The sequence below is a fragment of the Methylibium sp. Pch-M genome, assembly GCF_004136295.1.
Classification (GTDB): Bacteria; Pseudomonadota; Gammaproteobacteria; order Burkholderiales; family Burkholderiaceae_C; genus Methylibium; species Methylibium petroleiphilum.
This window is the reverse complement of sequence record NZ_CP029606.1, coordinates 916,786-932,713: the sequence shown is the minus strand read 5'-3', so window position 1 is coordinate 932,713 and position 15,928 is coordinate 916,786. Positions and strand designations below refer to the sequence as shown.

At 71.5% G+C, this 15,928-nt stretch carries 18 protein-coding genes; 13 read left to right on the top strand and 5 right to left on the bottom strand.

Features of this window, described 5'->3' with window-relative positions:
* The gene (locus tag C1M51_RS04400) at positions 1 to 762 is read right to left on the bottom strand and encodes an ABC transporter permease (protein WP_036235073.1); all 762 of its coding nucleotides are present in this window, start codon (positions 760 to 762) and stop codon (positions 1 to 3) included.
* Between the two features lie 2 nt (positions 763 to 764).
* Positions 765 to 1,694 carry an ABC transporter ATP-binding protein gene (locus C1M51_RS04395; protein WP_129448410.1) on the bottom strand — a complete coding sequence of 310 codons (930 nt, stop codon included), beginning with the start codon at positions 1,692 to 1,694 and terminating at the stop codon, positions 765 to 767.
* A 130-nt stretch (positions 1,695 to 1,824) separates the two neighbouring features.
* Here C1M51_RS04395 and C1M51_RS04390 point away from each other — a divergent pair, with 130 nt between their 5' ends.
* The 3 genes from C1M51_RS04390 to C1M51_RS04380 are packed head-to-tail and all read left to right on the top strand — an operon-like array spanning position 1,825 to position 4,393.
* The gene (locus C1M51_RS04390; RefSeq protein WP_129448409.1) at positions 1,825 to 2,901 is read left to right on the top strand and encodes a phosphotransferase; all 1,077 of its coding nucleotides are present in this window, start codon (positions 1,825 to 1,827) and stop codon (positions 2,899 to 2,901) included.
* Positions 2,902 to 2,911: 10 nt separating this feature from the next.
* Positions 2,912 to 3,598, top strand: coding sequence for a VOC family protein (locus C1M51_RS04385; protein WP_129448408.1), 687 nt, complete (start codon positions 2,912 to 2,914; stop codon positions 3,596 to 3,598).
* A gap of 18 nt (positions 3,599 to 3,616) precedes the next feature.
* The gene (locus C1M51_RS04380; protein WP_129448407.1) at positions 3,617 to 4,393 is read left to right on the top strand and encodes a hypothetical protein; all 777 of its coding nucleotides are present in this window, start codon (positions 3,617 to 3,619) and stop codon (positions 4,391 to 4,393) included.
* A 3-nt stretch (positions 4,394 to 4,396) separates the two neighbouring features.
* Here C1M51_RS04380 and C1M51_RS04375 read toward each other — a convergent pair whose 3' ends face one another.
* A complete protein-coding gene (locus C1M51_RS04375) occupies positions 4,397 to 5,809 on the bottom strand; it encodes an amidase (protein ID WP_129448406.1) in 1,413 nt (470 codons plus the stop codon).
* Between the two features lie 87 nt (positions 5,810 to 5,896).
* Complete coding sequence (locus tag C1M51_RS04370; RefSeq protein ID WP_129448405.1) at positions 5,897 to 6,499, bottom strand: transferase hexapeptide repeat family protein; 603 nt, start codon at positions 6,497 to 6,499, stop codon at positions 5,897 to 5,899.
* Positions 6,500 to 6,640: 141 nt separating this feature from the next.
* Here C1M51_RS04370 and C1M51_RS04365 point away from each other — a divergent pair, with 141 nt between their 5' ends.
* Genes C1M51_RS04365 through C1M51_RS04325 form a run of 9 tightly spaced genes read left to right on the top strand, consistent with a single transcriptional unit; the run spans position 6,641 to position 13,622 of the window.
* Positions 6,641 to 7,441, top strand: coding sequence for an enoyl-CoA hydratase-related protein (locus C1M51_RS04365; protein ID WP_129448404.1), 801 nt, complete (start codon positions 6,641 to 6,643; stop codon positions 7,439 to 7,441).
* A gap of 40 nt (positions 7,442 to 7,481) precedes the next feature.
* Positions 7,482 to 7,934, top strand: a complete 453-nt coding sequence (paaI, locus tag C1M51_RS04360) for a hydroxyphenylacetyl-CoA thioesterase PaaI (RefSeq protein WP_129448403.1) — start codon at positions 7,482 to 7,484, stop codon at positions 7,932 to 7,934.
* Between the two features lie 14 nt (positions 7,935 to 7,948).
* On the top strand, positions 7,949 to 9,256 hold the full coding sequence (gene paaK, locus C1M51_RS04355) for a phenylacetate--CoA ligase PaaK (protein ID WP_129448402.1): 1,308 nt from the start codon (positions 7,949 to 7,951) through the stop codon (positions 9,254 to 9,256).
* A gap of 12 nt (positions 9,257 to 9,268) precedes the next feature.
* On the top strand, positions 9,269 to 10,270 hold the full coding sequence (gene paaA / locus C1M51_RS04350) for a 1,2-phenylacetyl-CoA epoxidase subunit PaaA (protein WP_129448401.1): 1,002 nt from the start codon (positions 9,269 to 9,271) through the stop codon (positions 10,268 to 10,270).
* The gene (gene paaB, locus C1M51_RS04345) at positions 10,267 to 10,557 is read left to right on the top strand and encodes a 1,2-phenylacetyl-CoA epoxidase subunit PaaB (RefSeq protein WP_129448400.1); all 291 of its coding nucleotides are present in this window, start codon (positions 10,267 to 10,269) and stop codon (positions 10,555 to 10,557) included. Before paaA ends, paaB begins: the two co-directional genes overlap by 4 nt.
* 7 nt (positions 10,558 to 10,564) lie before the next feature.
* Positions 10,565 to 11,338 carry a 1,2-phenylacetyl-CoA epoxidase subunit PaaC gene (gene paaC / locus C1M51_RS04340; RefSeq protein ID WP_129448399.1) on the top strand — a complete coding sequence of 258 codons (774 nt, stop codon included), beginning with the start codon at positions 10,565 to 10,567 and terminating at the stop codon, positions 11,336 to 11,338.
* Complete coding sequence (gene paaD, locus C1M51_RS04335) at positions 11,335 to 11,883, top strand: 1,2-phenylacetyl-CoA epoxidase subunit PaaD (RefSeq protein WP_409072620.1); 549 nt, start codon at positions 11,335 to 11,337, stop codon at positions 11,881 to 11,883. Before paaC ends, paaD begins: the two co-directional genes overlap by 4 nt.
* 12 nt (positions 11,884 to 11,895) lie before the next feature.
* Positions 11,896 to 12,981 (top strand): 1,2-phenylacetyl-CoA epoxidase subunit PaaE, encoded by a 1,086-nt coding sequence (paaE, locus tag C1M51_RS04330; RefSeq protein ID WP_129448398.1) that lies wholly within the window; start codon positions 11,896 to 11,898, stop codon positions 12,979 to 12,981.
* Between the two features lie 14 nt (positions 12,982 to 12,995).
* Positions 12,996 to 13,622, top strand: a complete 627-nt coding sequence (locus C1M51_RS04325; protein WP_129448397.1) for a TetR/AcrR family transcriptional regulator — start codon at positions 12,996 to 12,998, stop codon at positions 13,620 to 13,622.
* 43 nt (positions 13,623 to 13,665) lie between these two features.
* On the opposite strand, the gene C1M51_RS04320 is transcribed toward C1M51_RS04325, so the two are convergent.
* Positions 13,666 to 14,739: a carbon-nitrogen hydrolase family protein gene (locus tag C1M51_RS04320; protein ID WP_129448396.1), complete on the bottom strand. Its 1,074-nt coding sequence runs from the start codon at positions 14,737 to 14,739 to the stop codon at positions 13,666 to 13,668.
* Positions 14,740 to 14,888: 149 nt separating this feature from the next.
* Here C1M51_RS04320 and C1M51_RS04315 point away from each other — a divergent pair, with 149 nt between their 5' ends.
* The gene (locus C1M51_RS04315; protein WP_129448395.1) at positions 14,889 to 15,845 is read left to right on the top strand and encodes a helix-turn-helix domain-containing protein; all 957 of its coding nucleotides are present in this window, start codon (positions 14,889 to 14,891) and stop codon (positions 15,843 to 15,845) included.
* Positions 15,846 to 15,928 lie beyond the last annotated feature (83 nt).

Sequence of the window (15,928 nt, the reverse complement as noted above, 5' to 3'; positions counted from 1 at the left end):
TCAGGTCTTCAGCCGGTAGCCGGTGCGGAAGATCCAGGCCACGACGGCCAGCGAGCCGGCGAGGAAGGCGAAGGTCATGCCCAGGCTCAGCGCGATGTGCACGTCGGCCGTGCCGTAGAAGCTCCAGCGGAAGCCGCTCACCAGGTAGACCACCGGATTGAACAGCGCCACCGTCTGCCAGAACGGCGGCAGCATGCCGATCGAATAGAAGCTGCCCCCCAGGAAGGTGAGCGGCGTGACGATCAGCAGCGGCACCACCTGCAGCTTCTCGAAGCCGTCGGCCCAGATGCCGATGATGAAGCCGAACAGGCTGAAGGTCACCGCCGTCAGCACCAGGAACAGCAGCATCCAGACCGGGTGCTCGATGCGCAGCGGCACGAACAGCCAGGCGGTGGCCAGGATGATGAGCCCGAGCACGACCGACTTGGTGGCCGCGGCGCCCACGTAGCTCAGCACGATCTCGAAGGCCGAGACCGGCGCCGACAGCAGCTCGTAGATCGTGCCGGTGAACTTGGGAAAGTAGATGCCGAACGAGGCGTTGGAGATGCTCTGCGTCAGCAGCGACAGCATCACCAGCCCGGGCACGATGAAGGCGCCGTAGCTGACGCCGTCGACCTCGGGAATGCGCGCGCCGATCGCCGCGCCGAACACCACGAAGTACAACGAGGTGGAGATCACCGGCGAGATCACGCTCTGCATCAGCGTGCGCCAGGCGCGCGCCATCTCGAAGCGGTAGATGGCGCGCACCGCGTGCAGGTTCATGCTCATGGGTTGTTGTCCTCGATCAGGCCGACGAAGATGTCTTCCAGAGAGCTCTGCGTCGTGTGCAGGTCCTTGAACGCGATCCCCAGCCCGCTCAGCGCGTCCAGCAGCGCGGCGATGCCGGCGCGCCCGCTCTGCGTGTCGTAGGTGTAGGTCAGCTCCAGGCCGTCGGCCGACAGCGTGAGCGCATAGGCGGCCAGCGCGGGCGGCACCTGCGCCAGCCGCTCCACCAGCTGCAGCGTCAGCTGCTTGCGGCCGAGCTTGCGCATCAACTCGGCCTTCTGCTCGACGAGAACCAGCTCCCCCTTGTTGATGATGCCGATGCGGTCGGCCATCTCCTCGGCTTCCTCGATGTAGTGCGTGGTCAGGATGATGGTCACGCCGGTCGCGCGCAGCTCGCGCACCAGCTGCCACATGTCGCGCCGCAGCGTCACGTCGACGCCGGCGGTCGGCTCGTCCAGGAAGAGGATGCGCGGCTCGTGCGACAGCGCCTTGGCGATCATCAGCCGCCGCTTCATGCCGCCCGACAGCGCCATGATCTTGCTGTCCTTCTTGTCCCACAAGGACAGCGCCTTCAGCACCTTTTCGATGTGCGCCGGGTCCGGCGGCTTGCCGAACAGGCCGCGGCTGAAGGACACCGTGTTCCACACCGATTCGAAGGCGTCGGTCGTCAGCTCCTGGGGCACGAGGCCGATCAGCGAGCGTGCGGCGCGGTAGTCGCGAACGATGTCGTGCCCGTCGACTTCGATGCGGCCGCTGCTCGCATTGACGATGCCGCAGACGATGCTGATCAGCGTGGTCTTGCCGGCGCCGTTGGGCCCCAGCAGCGCGAAGATCTCGCCGGGGCGGATCGCCAGGTCGATGCCCTTGAGCGCGTGGAAGCCCGAGCGGTAGGTCTTGGAGACGCCTGTGGCCGTGAGGATGTGCTGCATCGGGACGAGGATAGCCGCAGCCCGCACAGGCTGCCTGTCACGCCTGGGCAAGAGCGGTGTCCGGAATGAGCCATCTTTCGGCGTGCCCGCGCCCTAAGCTGCGCCGCGAGCAACCCGGAGAGACCCGCCCATGAGCCAGCCTGTCGCCATCGTGCCGCCCGAGGCGGTGACCCCCGCGTGGATCACGGCCGCGTTGGCCGCCGGGGGCGTGAATGCCCGGGTCGCCGGACTGGTGATGGAGTCGGTCGGCACCGGACAGCTCGGCGAGACCCGTCGCTTCCATCTCGAGTACGCCGGCACGCCGCCGCCCGACGCGCCGAAGTCGGTGGTCGGCAAGTTCCCGTCCGCCAATGCCACGGCGGCGGAGACCGGGCGGTCGATGGGCTTCTACCGCTCGGAGGTCATGTTCTACCGGGAGGCGGCTGCGAAGGCCGGCATCCACGTGCCGCGCACCTACGTGGCGGAGATCGATGCGGCCAACGATTTCGTGCTGCTGTTCGAAGACCTGGCGCCGGCCCGGCCGGGTGACCAGATGCGCGGCTGCAGCGTCGACGAAGCGCGCCGGGCGCTGTCGGAGGCGGCCCGGCTCCACGCGGCCTACTGGAACGACCTCGAGCTGATGAAGCAGCCCTGGCTCTACGTGCCCGAAGGCGCGCAGGGCTTCTACACCACCGAGCTGATCGAGTCGTCGTGGGACTACTTCAAGCGCACCTACGACGGCATGCTGTCCGCCGAGGTCACCGATGTCTGCGAGCGCTACGTCCGTCACCACGCGCATTGGAACCGGCCGCGGCCGCTGCCCAAGTGCTACTCGCACTGCGATTTCCGGCCCGACAACATGCTGTTCCATCCCGCGGGAGGCCGGGTCGCGATCGTCGACTGGCAGACCAGCAACTTCCTCGGGACCGGCATGGACACCGCCTATTTCCTGGGGGGCGCGTTCGACCGTGAGACGCGCCGCAGGCACGAGCGCTCGCTGCTCGCCGGCTACCACGAGGCGCTCTGCGCGCACGGCGTGCAGGACTACAGCTTCGAGCACGCGATGGCCGATTACCGGCACTACAGCTTCGCGGTGCTCGCGGTGGCGATCGCCGCGACCGTGATCGTCAAGCGCACCGAGCGGGGCGACCGCCTGTTCGCGCACATGATCACCGGCGGCGCGCACCAGGCGATCGACAACCACGCGCTCGACACGCTGGGCGCCTGAGGGACCGGCCATGCGCCTGCTCAAGCCGCACCTCGACATCGGCCTGTTCACCCACCAGATCGCGCGGCATCGCAGCTTCTGGTCGGACACCGTGGGCCTGCGCCTCGACCACGAGCTCGACTTCGGCAACGGCACGGTCCAGCACCGCTACGACGCGCACGGCTCCGTCATCAAGGTCAACCACCACCCGACGCCGCTGCCCGAGCAGCCGCCGACCGGCTACGTCGGCCTGACGATCGCGGGCGCCGATGCACGCCGCTTCGAAGGCCGGCACCCGGACGGCGACGCCGTCCGCGTGGTGCCGAGCGGCACCGATGGCGTGGTGGGCATCGGCATCACGGTGCGCACGCCGGACACCGCGCGGCTGATGCGCTTCTACACCGAGGCGATGGGCTTCGAGCGCGTCGCCGACGACGTGGCGCGCTGCGGCGACACGCTGCTGTTCGTCACGCCCGGCCCGGGCGGCCGGCCCTGCAGCGATTTCGTCGGCCTGGCGTTCCGTTACCTCACCGTCCAGATCGACGATGCCGACCTGGCGATGCAGGAGATCGTCGCGCGCGGCGGAAGCGTGGCGCGCGACCCGGTCACCTTCGGCACGGTCGCGCGCTACGGTTTCGTCGAGGACCCCGACGGCAACTGGATCGAGATCTCCGCGCGCGGATCGCTCGGCGGTCACGTGCCGCCGGTCGATCGCTGAGTCCCCGGGGCCCACCGCATGGCGCATTACGTCGACGTGGAGGAAGCGATCGGGATGCCGGGCCTGCGCGTGGTGCTCACGCCCGGCGTGCCGGGCCCGTGGAGCGAGGCGGCCAAGGCGATCCTGCACGTCAAGCGGCTCGCGCACGTGAAGGTGCGGCAGGAACTGCTCGGCGCCAACCTGCCGCTGATCCGCTGGACCGCCCAGGCCACCGCGCCGGTCGCGGTGTGGAACGAGGAGCCGCCGCGTTCGACGTGGATCGAGCAGCTGCATCTGTTCGAGCGGCTGGCGCCGGAGCCGGCGCTGATCCCGCGCGACGTCGACGAGCGGATGCTGATGTTCGGCCTGGCCAACGAGATCTTCGGCGAGAACGGCTTCGTGTGGAACCGGCGGCACCTGATGGTGCGCGACTTCTCCGGCCCCGACCAGCCGCCGGAAATCCGCGAGAGCTTCGCGTTCCTCGGCCGCAAGTACGGCTACAGCGAGGCCGCTGCCGCCGCGGCGCCGGCCCGCTGCGCCGAGGTGCTGGGCCTGCTGGCCGCGCGCCTGGGCGCGCAGCGCGAGCGCGGCAGCCGCTACTGCGTGGGGCCCTCGCTCACCGCGCTGGACCTTTATGCCGCCTGTGCCTACGCGCTGGTCTCGCCATTGCCGCAGGACCTGTGCGCGATGACGCCGCTGTTCCGCGCCGTGTACACGACCGGCGACGCGGTGGTGAGGGCCGCCGCGGTGCCCCTGCTCGGCGAACACCGCGACTTCATCTACCGGCAGCACCTGGAGCTGCCGGTCGACCTCTGAGGCTCAGCCGACGGGGTCGATCGGCGTGGCGAGCGCGAAGCATCGCTCGATCGCCTCGGCGGCATCGAGGCACTGGTCCTCGCGGAAACGCCGGCCGGTCAGCAGCACGCCGATCGGCAGACCGGTGGCCTCGTCGCGGTCCGCCGGCACGCAGGCCGAGGGCAGGCCCATCAGGTTGGCCGGCAGCACCGGGCGGATCATCTCCGCGGTGTCGGCCGCGCCGGCGGGCGTGGCGCAGTCGAAGCCGGGCTCGAACGGCAGCTGCGACCAGGTCGGCGACAGCAGCAGCGGGTACTGCGCCATGAAGCGTGACCAGTCGCGCGCGATGCCGTCGCGGCGCATGAACAGTTCGGACACCGCCGCGGTGTCGGCCCACGGCGGCATGATGGCGCGCAGCATCTCCCAGAAGGCCGCGCCGTCGCGGCCCATCATCGGCAGCAGCTGCGGCGTCATCGCCTCGAAGTCGCCGAACAGCAGCTGCGCCCAGGCGGTGATCGCGTCCTCGTAGCGCGGCGGGCAGACCTCGGTCACTTCGTAGCCGGCATCGGCCAGCGCCGCGGCGGCGCGCCGTACCGCGGCCGCCACGCGCGGATCGGTGCGGCCGCCCGGCGGCTCGGGCAGCACCGCCACGCGCAGCGGCCCGGGCTCGGCGGGCCCGACCAGCGGCGCCGAGATCGACCAGGGGTCGCGCGGGTGGGCGCCCATCAGCGCCTGCAGCGCGGCGCGCACGTCGGCCACGCGGCGCGCCATCGGGCCTTGCACGTTCATCAGCTGCACCGCGAACAGGCGGTCTTCGGCCGGCACGAAGCCGGCGTCGGGCACGCGGCCCGCCGACGGCCGGATCGATGCGATGCCGCAGGCATTGGCCGGGTTGCGCAGCGAGCCGCCGATGTCGTTGCCCAGGCCGATCGCCGCCATGCCGGTGGCCAGCGCCACCGCGTCGCCGCCGCTCGAGCCGCCGGCGGTGCGCCCCGGGTTCCAGGGGTTGAGCGTGGCGCCGTGCAGGCTGCTGTCGGTGTGCACCCGCAGCGCCAGGTCGGGCAGGTTGGTGCGGGCGATCGGGATCGCGCCGGCCGCGCGCATGCGCTGCACCGTCGGCGCGTCCTCCGGCACCACCGCCTCGGCCAGCGCCTTGACGCCCCAGGGGGTGGGCAGGCCGGCCATGTCGATGTTCTCCTTCACGGTGATCGGCACGCCGTGCAGCGGGCCGAGCGCGGCGCCCGTGGCCACCTGGCGATCGGCGGCCACGGCGGCGGCCCGCGCGTCGTCGGCCAGCAGGCGGACCACCGCGTTGACGCGCGGGTTCACCGCGTCGATCCGCGCCAGGTGGGCCTCGATCACCTCGACGCAGGACACCTCGCGTCGCGCGATCAGTGCGGCCAGTTCGAGAGCGCTGTGTTGCCAGAGTGCTTGCATGGGGTCCGCCGGGGTGGGTTGAGTGGACGGGAAGGGTCAGTGTGCGATGCGTGGCGCACGACGGCAGTCGCGCGGGTGACGTGTGCGTCAGCTGCGTTTCGTGGCGATCAGGGACTGCACCGGCGGTGCCTTCAGGCGCGGCCGGTCGGCGTCAAGCGCGGTGAGCGGCAGCACTTCGCGCAGCGAGTCGCGGCTGCGCCGCGCGAGGTCCTGGTAGGTTTGCGTGCCTTCGAGCTTCCACGCGATCTCGGCGTCGCTCAGCAGCCGCTTCGGCCGGGCCGGCGTGCCGGCCACCAGGGTGCGCGGCGCCACCTGCATGCCGGCCGGGACGAAGGCACAGGCCGCCACGATGGCCTGCGCGCCGACCTCGGCCTCGTCCATCACCACCGCGTTCATGCCCACCAGCGCATCGCGCCGCACCACGCAGCCGTGCAGCACCGCACCGTGGCCGATGTGGCCGTTCTCCTCGACCACGGTGGCCTGATCCGGGAAGCCGTGCAGCACGCAGTTGTCCTGCACATTGGCGCCCGGCCCGATGACGATGCGCCCGAAGTCGCCCCGCAGGCAGGCGCAGGGGCCGATGTAGCAGTGCGCGCCGACGATCACGTCACCGATCAGCACCGCCGTCGGGTGGACGTAGGCGCTCGGGTCGACGACCGGCAGCACCCCGTCGATGGCGTAGCAGGGCATGGCGGCTCCGGGTAGGTAGTTGCAGGGATGGGCAGGGGCCCGCACCGGAACATATAGTCTACCGACTGGTCGGTCAATCATGCATTGCCCGAGTGATCACTGCAGACGCCCCGGCATTCCCGGGCAGACAAGGCAGCACCGATGTCCGACTCCCCCGTCCTCGTCGCGCAGACCGGCAGCGTGCGGACGCTGACGCTCCACCGTCCTGCCGCCTTGAACAGCTTCACCGGCGAGATGCTCGAGCGCCTGCGCGGCGAGCTGGACGCGGCGGCCGGCGACGCCGGCGTGCGCTGCGTCGTGCTGACCGGGGCCGGCCGCGCCTTCTGCGCTGGCCAGGACCTCGCCGATCCGGCCGTCTCGGTCGACCCGGCGCGCGGCGAACGCAAGGACCTGGGCGCCGTGATCGAGCGCTGGTACCGCCCGCTGGCGCTGCGCATTCGCTCGATGCCGGTGCCGGTGGTGGCCGCGGTCAACGGCGTGGCGGCCGGCGCCGGGGCCAACCTGGCGCTGAACTGCGACCTGGTGCTGGCGGCGCGCTCGGCGGTGCTGATCCAGGCCTTCACGAGGATCGGCCTGGTCCCGGACACCGGCGGCACCTGGCTGCTGCCGCGCCTGGCCGGCCGCGCGAAGGCGCTCGGCCTGGCCCTGCTGGGCGACAAGCTGCCGGCCGCCGAGGCCGAGCGGCTCGGCCTGATCTGGCAGTGCGTCGACGACGACACGCTGCCGGCCGCGGCCCAGGCCCTGGCCGAACGCCTGGCCGCGATGCCGACGCGTGCGCTGGTGGCCACGCGCGAGGCGATCGACGCCGCCCAGACGCTCGACTTCGACACCGCGCTGCAGCGCGAACAGCAGCTGCAGCGCGTGCACGGGCATGCGAACGACTACCTCGAGGGCGTGAGCGCCTTCCTCGGCAAGCGCGCGCCGCGCTACACCGACCGCTGAACACGCCGACCATCACGCCCCCCGGACCCGGAGCCCCGCCATGAACGACGAACCCGCTTCCGCGCAGCGCCTCGCCGAGCAGGTGCGCGACGGCCTGTGGGCCGGCGACCGCGCCTCGCAGGCCCTGGGCATGCAGGTCACGGAGATCGGTCCGGGCCGCGCCGTGCTGACGATGCGCGTGCGCGAGGACATGCTCAACGGCCACGGCATGTGCCACGGCGGCCTCATCGCGACGCTGGCCGACTCCGCCTTCGCCTTCGCCTGCAACGCCGGCAACGAGCTGACCGTGGCCTCGGGCTTCGCGATCGACTTCCTCGCCCCCGGGCAGCTCGGCGACCTGCTGGAGGCGCGCTGCACCCAGGTGTCGCGCGCCGGCCGCACCGGCGTCTACGACGCGACCGTCCACAACCAGCGCGGCGAATGCCTCGCGGTGTTCCGCGGCCGCTCCTATGCGATGCGCGGGAAGCCCGCGGTGGCGTCCGCCGTCCGCTGAACGAGGAGACCGTCATGCCCGTGAAACGCCCCGCCCCCGGCGACCTCGAGGCGATCGAGACCGCCAGCCGCGACGAGATCTCGGCGCTGCAGCTGCAGCGCCTGCGTGCGACCCTGCGCCACGCCTACGACCGGGTGCCGCACTACCGGCGCGCGTTCGACGCCCAGGGCGTGCACCCCGACGACCTGAAGCAGCTCGCCGACCTCTCCAGGTTTCCGTTCACCACCAAGAAGGATCTGCGCGACAACTACCCGTTCGGCATGTTCGCGGTGCCGCGCGAACAGGTGGCCCGCCTCCATGCGTCGTCCGGCACCACCGGCAAGCCGACGGTGGTGGGCTACACGCTGAAGGACATCGACACCTGGGCCGAGCTGGTGGCGCGCTCGATCCGCGCCTCCGGCGGGCGCCCGGGCGATCTCGTCCACGTGTCCTACGGCTACGGGCTGTTCACCGGCGGCCTCGGTGCGCACTACGGCGCCGAGCGGGTCGGCTGCACCGTCATCCCGATGTCGGGCGGCCAGACCGAGAAGCAGGTGCAGCTGCTGTGCGACTTCCGGCCCGACATCATCATGGTCACGCCCAGCTACATGCAGGTGATCATCGAGGAGTTCGTGCGCCAGGGTCTGGACCCGCGCGAGAGCTCGCTGAAGGTCGGCATCTTCGGCGCCGAACCCTGGACCGAGGCGATGCGCCAGGAGATCGAGGGCCGGGCCGGCCTGGACGCGGTCGACATCTACGGCCTGTCCGAGGTCATGGGTCCGGGCGTCGCCAACGAGTGCATCGAAGCCAAGGACGGCCCGGTGGTCTGGGAAGACCACTTCTACCCGGAGATCATCGACCCCGAGACCGGTGAGGTGCTGCCCGATGGCGCCGAGGGCGAGCTGGTCTTCACCTCGCTGACCAAGGAGGCGCTGCCCATCGTCCGCTACCGCACGCGCGACCTGACGCGGTTGCTGCCGCCGACGGCGCGGTCGTTCCGCCGCATGAGCAAGATCGTCGGCCGCAGCGACGACATGCTGATCATCCGCGGCGTCAACCTGTTCCCCACGCAGATCGAGGAGCTGGTGCTGCAGGAAGGCCCGCTGTCGGGGCAGTACCAGCTGGTGGTCACGCGCGAGGGCCTGCTCGACGCGGTGGAGGTGCGCTGCGAGGTGCAGCCGGCACATGCCGGGGCCGACCGTGCCGCCCTCGGTGCGCGGCTGCAGCAGCGCATCAAGACCTTGATCGGCGTGAGCACGACGGTCAGCGTCGGCCTGCCGGACACCATCGAGCGGACGCTGGTCGGCAAGGCCCGCCGCGTGATCGACAAGCGATCCCAGTGAGGAACCCGCACCATGTACACGCAAGCCATGGACAGCGCGCCGAGGGACGAGGGCGCGGCGCTCCGCTCGGGCGAGGAGGCGCGGCTGCAGCAGCGCTTCGACGAGCGCATCGACGCCGGCGAGTTCATCGAGGCCAAGGACTGGATGCCCGAGCACTACCGCCGCACGCTGGTGCGCCAGATCAGCCAGCACGCGCACTCCGAGATCGTCGGCATGCTGCCCGAGGGCAACTGGATCGGCCGCGCGCCCACGCTCAAGCGCAAGGCCATCCTGCTGGCCAAGGTGCAGGACGAGGGCGGCCACGGCCTCTACCTCTACGCCGCGGCCGAGACCCTGGGCACCTCGCGCGACCAGCTGCTCGACGCGCTGCACAGCGGCCAGGCCAAGTACAGCTCGATCTTCAACTACCCCACGCTGAGCTGGGCCGACGTGGGCACGATCGGCTGGCTGGTCGACGGCGCGGCGATCATGAACCAGGTGCCGATCTGCCGTTGCTCCTATGCGCCCTATGCGCGCGCGATGGTGCGCATCTGCCGCGAGGAGAGTTTCCACCAGCGGCAGGGCTACGAGGCGCTGCTGACGATGATGCAGCAGGGCACGGAGGCGCAACGGGCGATGGTGCAGGACGCGGTGGACCGCTGGTGGTGGCCGTCGATCATGATGTTCGGCCCGCCGGACGACCAGTCGCCGAACTCGGCGCAGTCGATGCGCTGGGGCATCAAGCGCGTCAGCAACGACGAGCTGCGGCAGAAGTTCATCGACGCCGCGGTGGAGCAGGCCCAGGTGCTGGGCGTCACGCTGCCCGATCCGGCGCTGCGCTGGAACGCCGAGCGCGAGCACTGGGACCACGGGCCGATCGACTGGAGCGAGTTCAGGCGCGTGCTCGCCGGCGACGGGCCCTGCAACCGCGAGCGCCTCGCCGCCCGCGTGCAGGCCTGGGAGGAGGGGGCCTGGGTGCGCGAGGCCGCGCTGGCGCATGCACGCAAGCAGGCACTGAAGGAGGAGGCCGCATGAGCACCGACACCGAATGGCCGCTGTGGGAAGTCTTCGTGCGCAGCAAGGCCGGCCTGGACCACAAGCACTGCGGCAGCCTGCACGCCACCGACGCGAAGATGGCGATCCAGCTCGCGCGCGACGTCTACACGCGCCGTCAGGAAGGGACCAGCCTCTGGGTGGTGCGCTCGGACCAGATCACCGCCAGCGACCCGGCCGACAAGGGCGCCTACTTCGACCCGATGGAGGACAAGGTCTACCGCCACCCGACCTTCTACGCGCTGCCGAAGTCGGTCGACCACATGTGAGGCCGGCATGACGCAATCGATCGAACTCCGGCGCGATCCCGCGGTGCAGTACCTGCTGCGCATCGCCGACACGACGCTGATCCTGGCGCAGCGGCTCGGCGAGTGGTGCGGCCATGCGCCCATCCTCGAGGAGGACATCGCGCTGACCAACATGGCGCTCGACCTGGTGGGACAGTCGCGTGCACTGCTCACGCGGGCCGGCGAGCTCGAGGGCCGTGGCCACGACGAGGACCAGCTCGCCTTCCTGCGCGACGAGCGCGACTACTTCAACCTCACGCTGGTGGAACTGCCGCGCGGCGACTTCGCGTTCACCGTGCTGCGCAACCTGTTCGTCGCCGGCTGGACGCGGCTGCTGTGGGAGCGGCTGTGCGAATCCGGCGATGTCGAGGTGGCCGCGATCGCCGGCAAGGCGGTCAAGGAGGTGCGCTACCACCAGCAGCACGCGATCGACTGGGTGGTGCGGCTCGCCGACGGCACCGACGCGTCGCGCCGCCGCATCGAGGCGGCGCTGGCACAGGCCTGGCGCTACACCCCCGAGCTGTTCGAGTCCGATGCGGTCGACGAACACGCCCACCGGGCCGGGCTCGGCCCGCGCCGCGCCGACCTGCGCGAGCCCTGGCTGGCCGAGATGGCGGCCGTGTTCGCCGAGGCCGGCCTCGCGCTGCCCGCGACCGGCGGCTACGCCAGCACCGGCAGCCGCGGCGTGCACAGCGAGCACATGGGCCGTCTGCTCGCCGAGATGCAGCACCTGCAGCGGGCCTACCCGGGAGGTGCGTGGTGAACGCGGTGACGGCGGTGCGCGAGGCGGTCGACCGTGACGATGCCGTGCGTTGCGAGCGGGCGTGGGCGGCACTGGACGAGGTGCTCGATCCCGAGGTGCCGGCGCTGTCGGTCTGCGACCTCGGCATCGTTCGGGCGGTCCGTGCCGAGGGCGCGGGCCTGGAGATCGTGCTGACGCCCACCTACTCGGGCTGTCCGGCCACCGAGGTGATCGAGCGGCAGGTGCGGGCGGCGATCGACGACGCCGGCCTGGGGCCGGCCCGCGTGACGCTGCAGCGCGCGCCGGCCTGGACCACCGACTGGATCAGCGAGGCCGGCCGCCGCAAGCTCGCCGCCTACGGCATCGCGCCGCCGGGGCCGCCCGTCCGACCGGACGGTGCGGCGCCGATCCGCTTCTTCGGCCGTGGCACCCCGGCGCCCCTGGCCTGCCCGCGCTGCGGCAGCCGCCTGACCGAGCGGCTGTCCGCCTTCGGGTCGACCGCCTGCAAGGCGCTGTACCGCTGCCTGAGCTGCCGCGAGCCGTTCGAGCACTTCAAGCCGCTCTGATCGCACCGCCCCATGAGCCTGCTTTTCCATCCGCTGCGCGTGCGTGCCATCGAGCCCGACACGGCCGAGGCCGTGGTGGTGACGTTCGACGTGCCGCCTGCGTTGCGCGAGGTGTTCGGCTTCACGCAGGGCCAGTACCTCACGCTGCGCAAGGAGATCGACGGCCAGGACCTGCGCCGCTCCTACTCCATCTGCGCCGGCGTCGACGACGGCCAATTGCGTGTGGGCGTGCGCAAGGTGCGCGGCGGCGTGTTCTCGAACTGGATCAACGAGCACCTGCGCACCGGCGACGTGATCCAGGTCATGGCGCCGCAGGGCCGCTTCTTCGTGCCGCTCGATCCGGCGTCGAAGCGCCACCACCTGGGCATCGCCGGCGGCAGCGGCATCACGCCCGTCCTGTCGATCATGAAGACGGTGCTGGCGCGCGAGCCGCACGGCCGCTTCACGCTGATCTACGGCAACCGCCTGCTGAGCTCGACGATGTTCAAGGAGGAGCTCGAGGACCTGAAGAACCGCTACCTGACGCGGCTGGTGCTGCACCATGTGTTCTCCGACGAACACACCGACGCGCCGCTGAACCGCGGCGTGATGAACCGCCACAAGATCGGCGAGTTCCTGTCCGCCCTGGTGCCGGCCGCCGGCATCGCCCACGCCTATGTCTGCGGCCCGTTCCAGATGAACGACGAGGCCGAGGCGGCGCTGCGGGCGGCCGGCGTGCCGGAGGACCGCATCCACATCGAACGCTTCGGCGTCGCGCAGCCGGCCGGCGGCACGGCCGACGCGGTGGTCCACGAGGCCCGGCCCGGCGACGCCGAGCAGGCGAAGGTCACGATCATCCGCGACGGCCTGCGGCGCGAGATCCCGTTCACCAAGGGACAACCCAGCCTGCTCGACGCGGCCTCGGCGGCCGGGCTCGAGGTGCCGTTCTCGTGCACGTCCGGCGTCTGCGGCACCTGCCGGGCGAAGCTGATCGAGGGGCGGGTCCGCATGGAGCGAAACTTCGCGCTGGACAGGAAGGAGGTGGCCGCCGGCTTCGTCCTCGCCTGCCAGGCGCACCCGCTGACCGACCGCGTGGTGCTCTCCTTCGACGAACGCTGAGACGAGGACAACCGATGGCCCGCGGCCGCCTGCCCGGATATGCAGACCAGCTCGACCTGATCCTGGAGCACGCGGCGCGCCTGTTCGCGCGCCGCGGCTACCCGGCCACCACGATGAACCAGGTGGCCGAGGCCTGCGGGGTCTCGAAGGCCACGCTGTACCACTACTACCGCGACAAGTACGCGCTGCTGGTCAGCATTGCCGAAGGGCATGTCTCGCGGCTGCAGGGGCTGGTCGAGGAGGTGGACGCCGACGCGACGCTGGCGCCCGAACCGCGGCTGCGCGAGTTGATCGCCCGCCTGGTGGGCGAGTACGCCGGGGCGCAGGACGCGCACCGCGTGCTCACCGAGGACGTGAAGTTCCTGGAAGAAGGCGACCGCGAACGCATCCTCGGCAAGGAGCGGCAGGTGGTGGCGTCGTTCGCCGCGGCGGTGGTGGCGTTGCGGCCGGACCTGAAGGAGGCCGCGATGGCCAAGCCCCTGACGATGCTGCTGTTCGGCATGGTGAACTGGATGTTCACCTGGGTGAAGCCCGAAGGCCCGCTCGACCATGCCGCGCTGGCGCCGATCGTGGCCGACCTCTTTCTCGGCGGGCTGCCGGCCGTGCAGGCGGCAGCCCTGCCGGCCGCCCCCGGCGCCTGAGCCGCGAGGGGCGCTCGTCGTGAACGCAGCGATCGCCCGACGCTCAAGCCGTGCGGCGCGTGGTCGACGGGCCGGCAGCGGCCGGGTCACCGGGCGACGCGGCGGATGGCGGCGGTGCGGCCTCGGCGGCGCCTGCCGCCGCGCCGGGAGGGTGCTGCGGCGCCAGCACCACGCGCTCGCGCGGCGTCCTGTCGAGCAGCAGGCGCGTCACGTCGGGCCGCGCGTAGTGGCCGGCCGGATCGGCCGCCGCCTTGGCCAGCGTGATCAGGCCCAGGTCGAGCTCGGCGTGGACGAGGCCCTCGGTGTGCTCCGGCAGCGGCTCGGTCAGCAGGCGGCCGTCGGGCGCGTAGATGCCCGCATAGCCCCCGCCTTCGAGCAGCAGCTGTCGCTTCGTCGGGTCGTCGCCGCACAGCAGCGCCACCATCTCCTTCGAGACCGTGGCGCAGGGAGCGATCACGAAGCACTGGCCTTCCACCGCGTAGATGCGACTGGCGGCGGTGTTCACCTCCGCGCCCAGCGCATGGGCCCCGCCGCGGTAGAGCGAGAAGCTGGGCCAGGCGGCGATGTGCACCTGCTCGTCCTGCGCGTACATCGCGTACTTCGACAGCGGTTGCAGGTGCTCCCAGCAGCACAGCGCGCCGATGCGGCCGAGCGCGGTGTCGTGAACGCCGAGGTCGCTGCCGTCGCCCTCGCCGAACACGGTGCGCTCCACGTGCGTGGGCTTGAGCTTGCGGCGCCGCGCCACCGTGCGGCCCTCGGCGTCGATGATCCACTGGCCCATGTAGAGGCTGCCGCCGGCCTTCTCGCTGTGGCCCATCACGACCATGATGGCGTGGTCGCGGGCTGCCTGGGCGATGCGATCGGCCTGCGGCGAACCGTCGACCAGCGAGTGGTCGTGGTAGCGCTGGATGAACTGCAGGGCCCAGGCCGGCGAATCGAGCCAGATGAACCACGGGTAGCCGGGCAGCCAGGTTTCCGGAAAGGCCACGAGCTGCGCGCCCTGCGCGGCGGCCTCGGCGATCAGGCCCACGGCCTTGTCGATCGACGCGTCGAGGTCCAGGAACACCGGCGCGGCCTGGACGGCGGCAGCGCGGAACTTGGGGTGCGAGACCGGCATGGCGAGACTCCTGTCGTGCAATGGCGTGGAGCATGCGACGAATCCGGCCCGGCGTCTTGCCTGGACGAGGCGCGGTACTTGACCGCAGCGCGCAGCGCGCGGGCTGGCCGCGTTGCGACCCGCGTTCACAGGCCCTGAGCTGCGGTCCCATGCCCACCCTGTTAACCACCGTCGGTGTCGAGCCCGCCCAGCGCCTGGCGTACTGGACCGACGGCGTCTGCGACACCTATGTGCAGCTGGACTGCGACGCGATCGGCGACGCCTCGCGGCTCGAAGGCGAGATCGCCGCCGACGCGCTGTCCACGCTGACGCTGTCGCGCGTGACGGCCAGCGCGCAGCGCGTGCGCCGCACGCCGGCCAAGATCGCGCGGGCGAGCGAGGACTACTTCCTCGTCAGCATCCAGACGCAGGGCTGCGGCGCGGTCGCGCAGGACGGACGCGTGGCCCACCTGTCGCCCGGCGACTTCGCCCTCTACGACAGCACGCGACCCTACGAGCTGCGTTTCGACGCGGCATTCCAGCAGTACGTGCTGATGCTGCCCGGCCCCACGCTGCGCACGGCCCTGACCAATACGCCGTCGCTCACCGCCTGCGCGGTCAGCGGCCGGCGCGGGGCCGGTCACCTGATGATCGGCATGATCGAGACGCTGTCGGCCGAGATCGCCACGCTGGCGCCCGAGTCGGCCGCGGCCGTGGCGGACAGCGTGACGCAGATCCTGATCGCCGGCCTGTCGACGTTGCCGGGCGCCCGGCCGCCGCCGGTGTCGCGGCTCGTCGCGCTGCACCGGCAGCAGGTGAAGGCGTTGGTGCGCGAGCGGCTGCGCGATCCGGATCTCACGGTGGCCCGCATCGCCGAGCGCCTCGGCGTGTCACCGAGCACCTTGCACCGGGCCTGGGCCGGCGAGGCCTGCTCGCTGGCCGACTGGATCCAGACCGAGCGCCTGGAGGCCGCGCGGCGCGACCTGTGCGCCGCGCAGCAGCGCCTGCGTCGCGTCAGCGAACTGGCGTACTCGTGGGGCTTCAAGGATGCCGCCCACTTCAGCCGCGCCTTCCGCCGGCGCTTCGGCTGTTCACCGCGGGAGCTGCGGGCCCGGATCGAAACCTGAGAGGCCGGACGTCTTGCGGCTGGCACGGCTGCGAGAGACCTTGCCGGCACACGCGCCACGGTGCTCCCCTAGAGTCTCCGCTG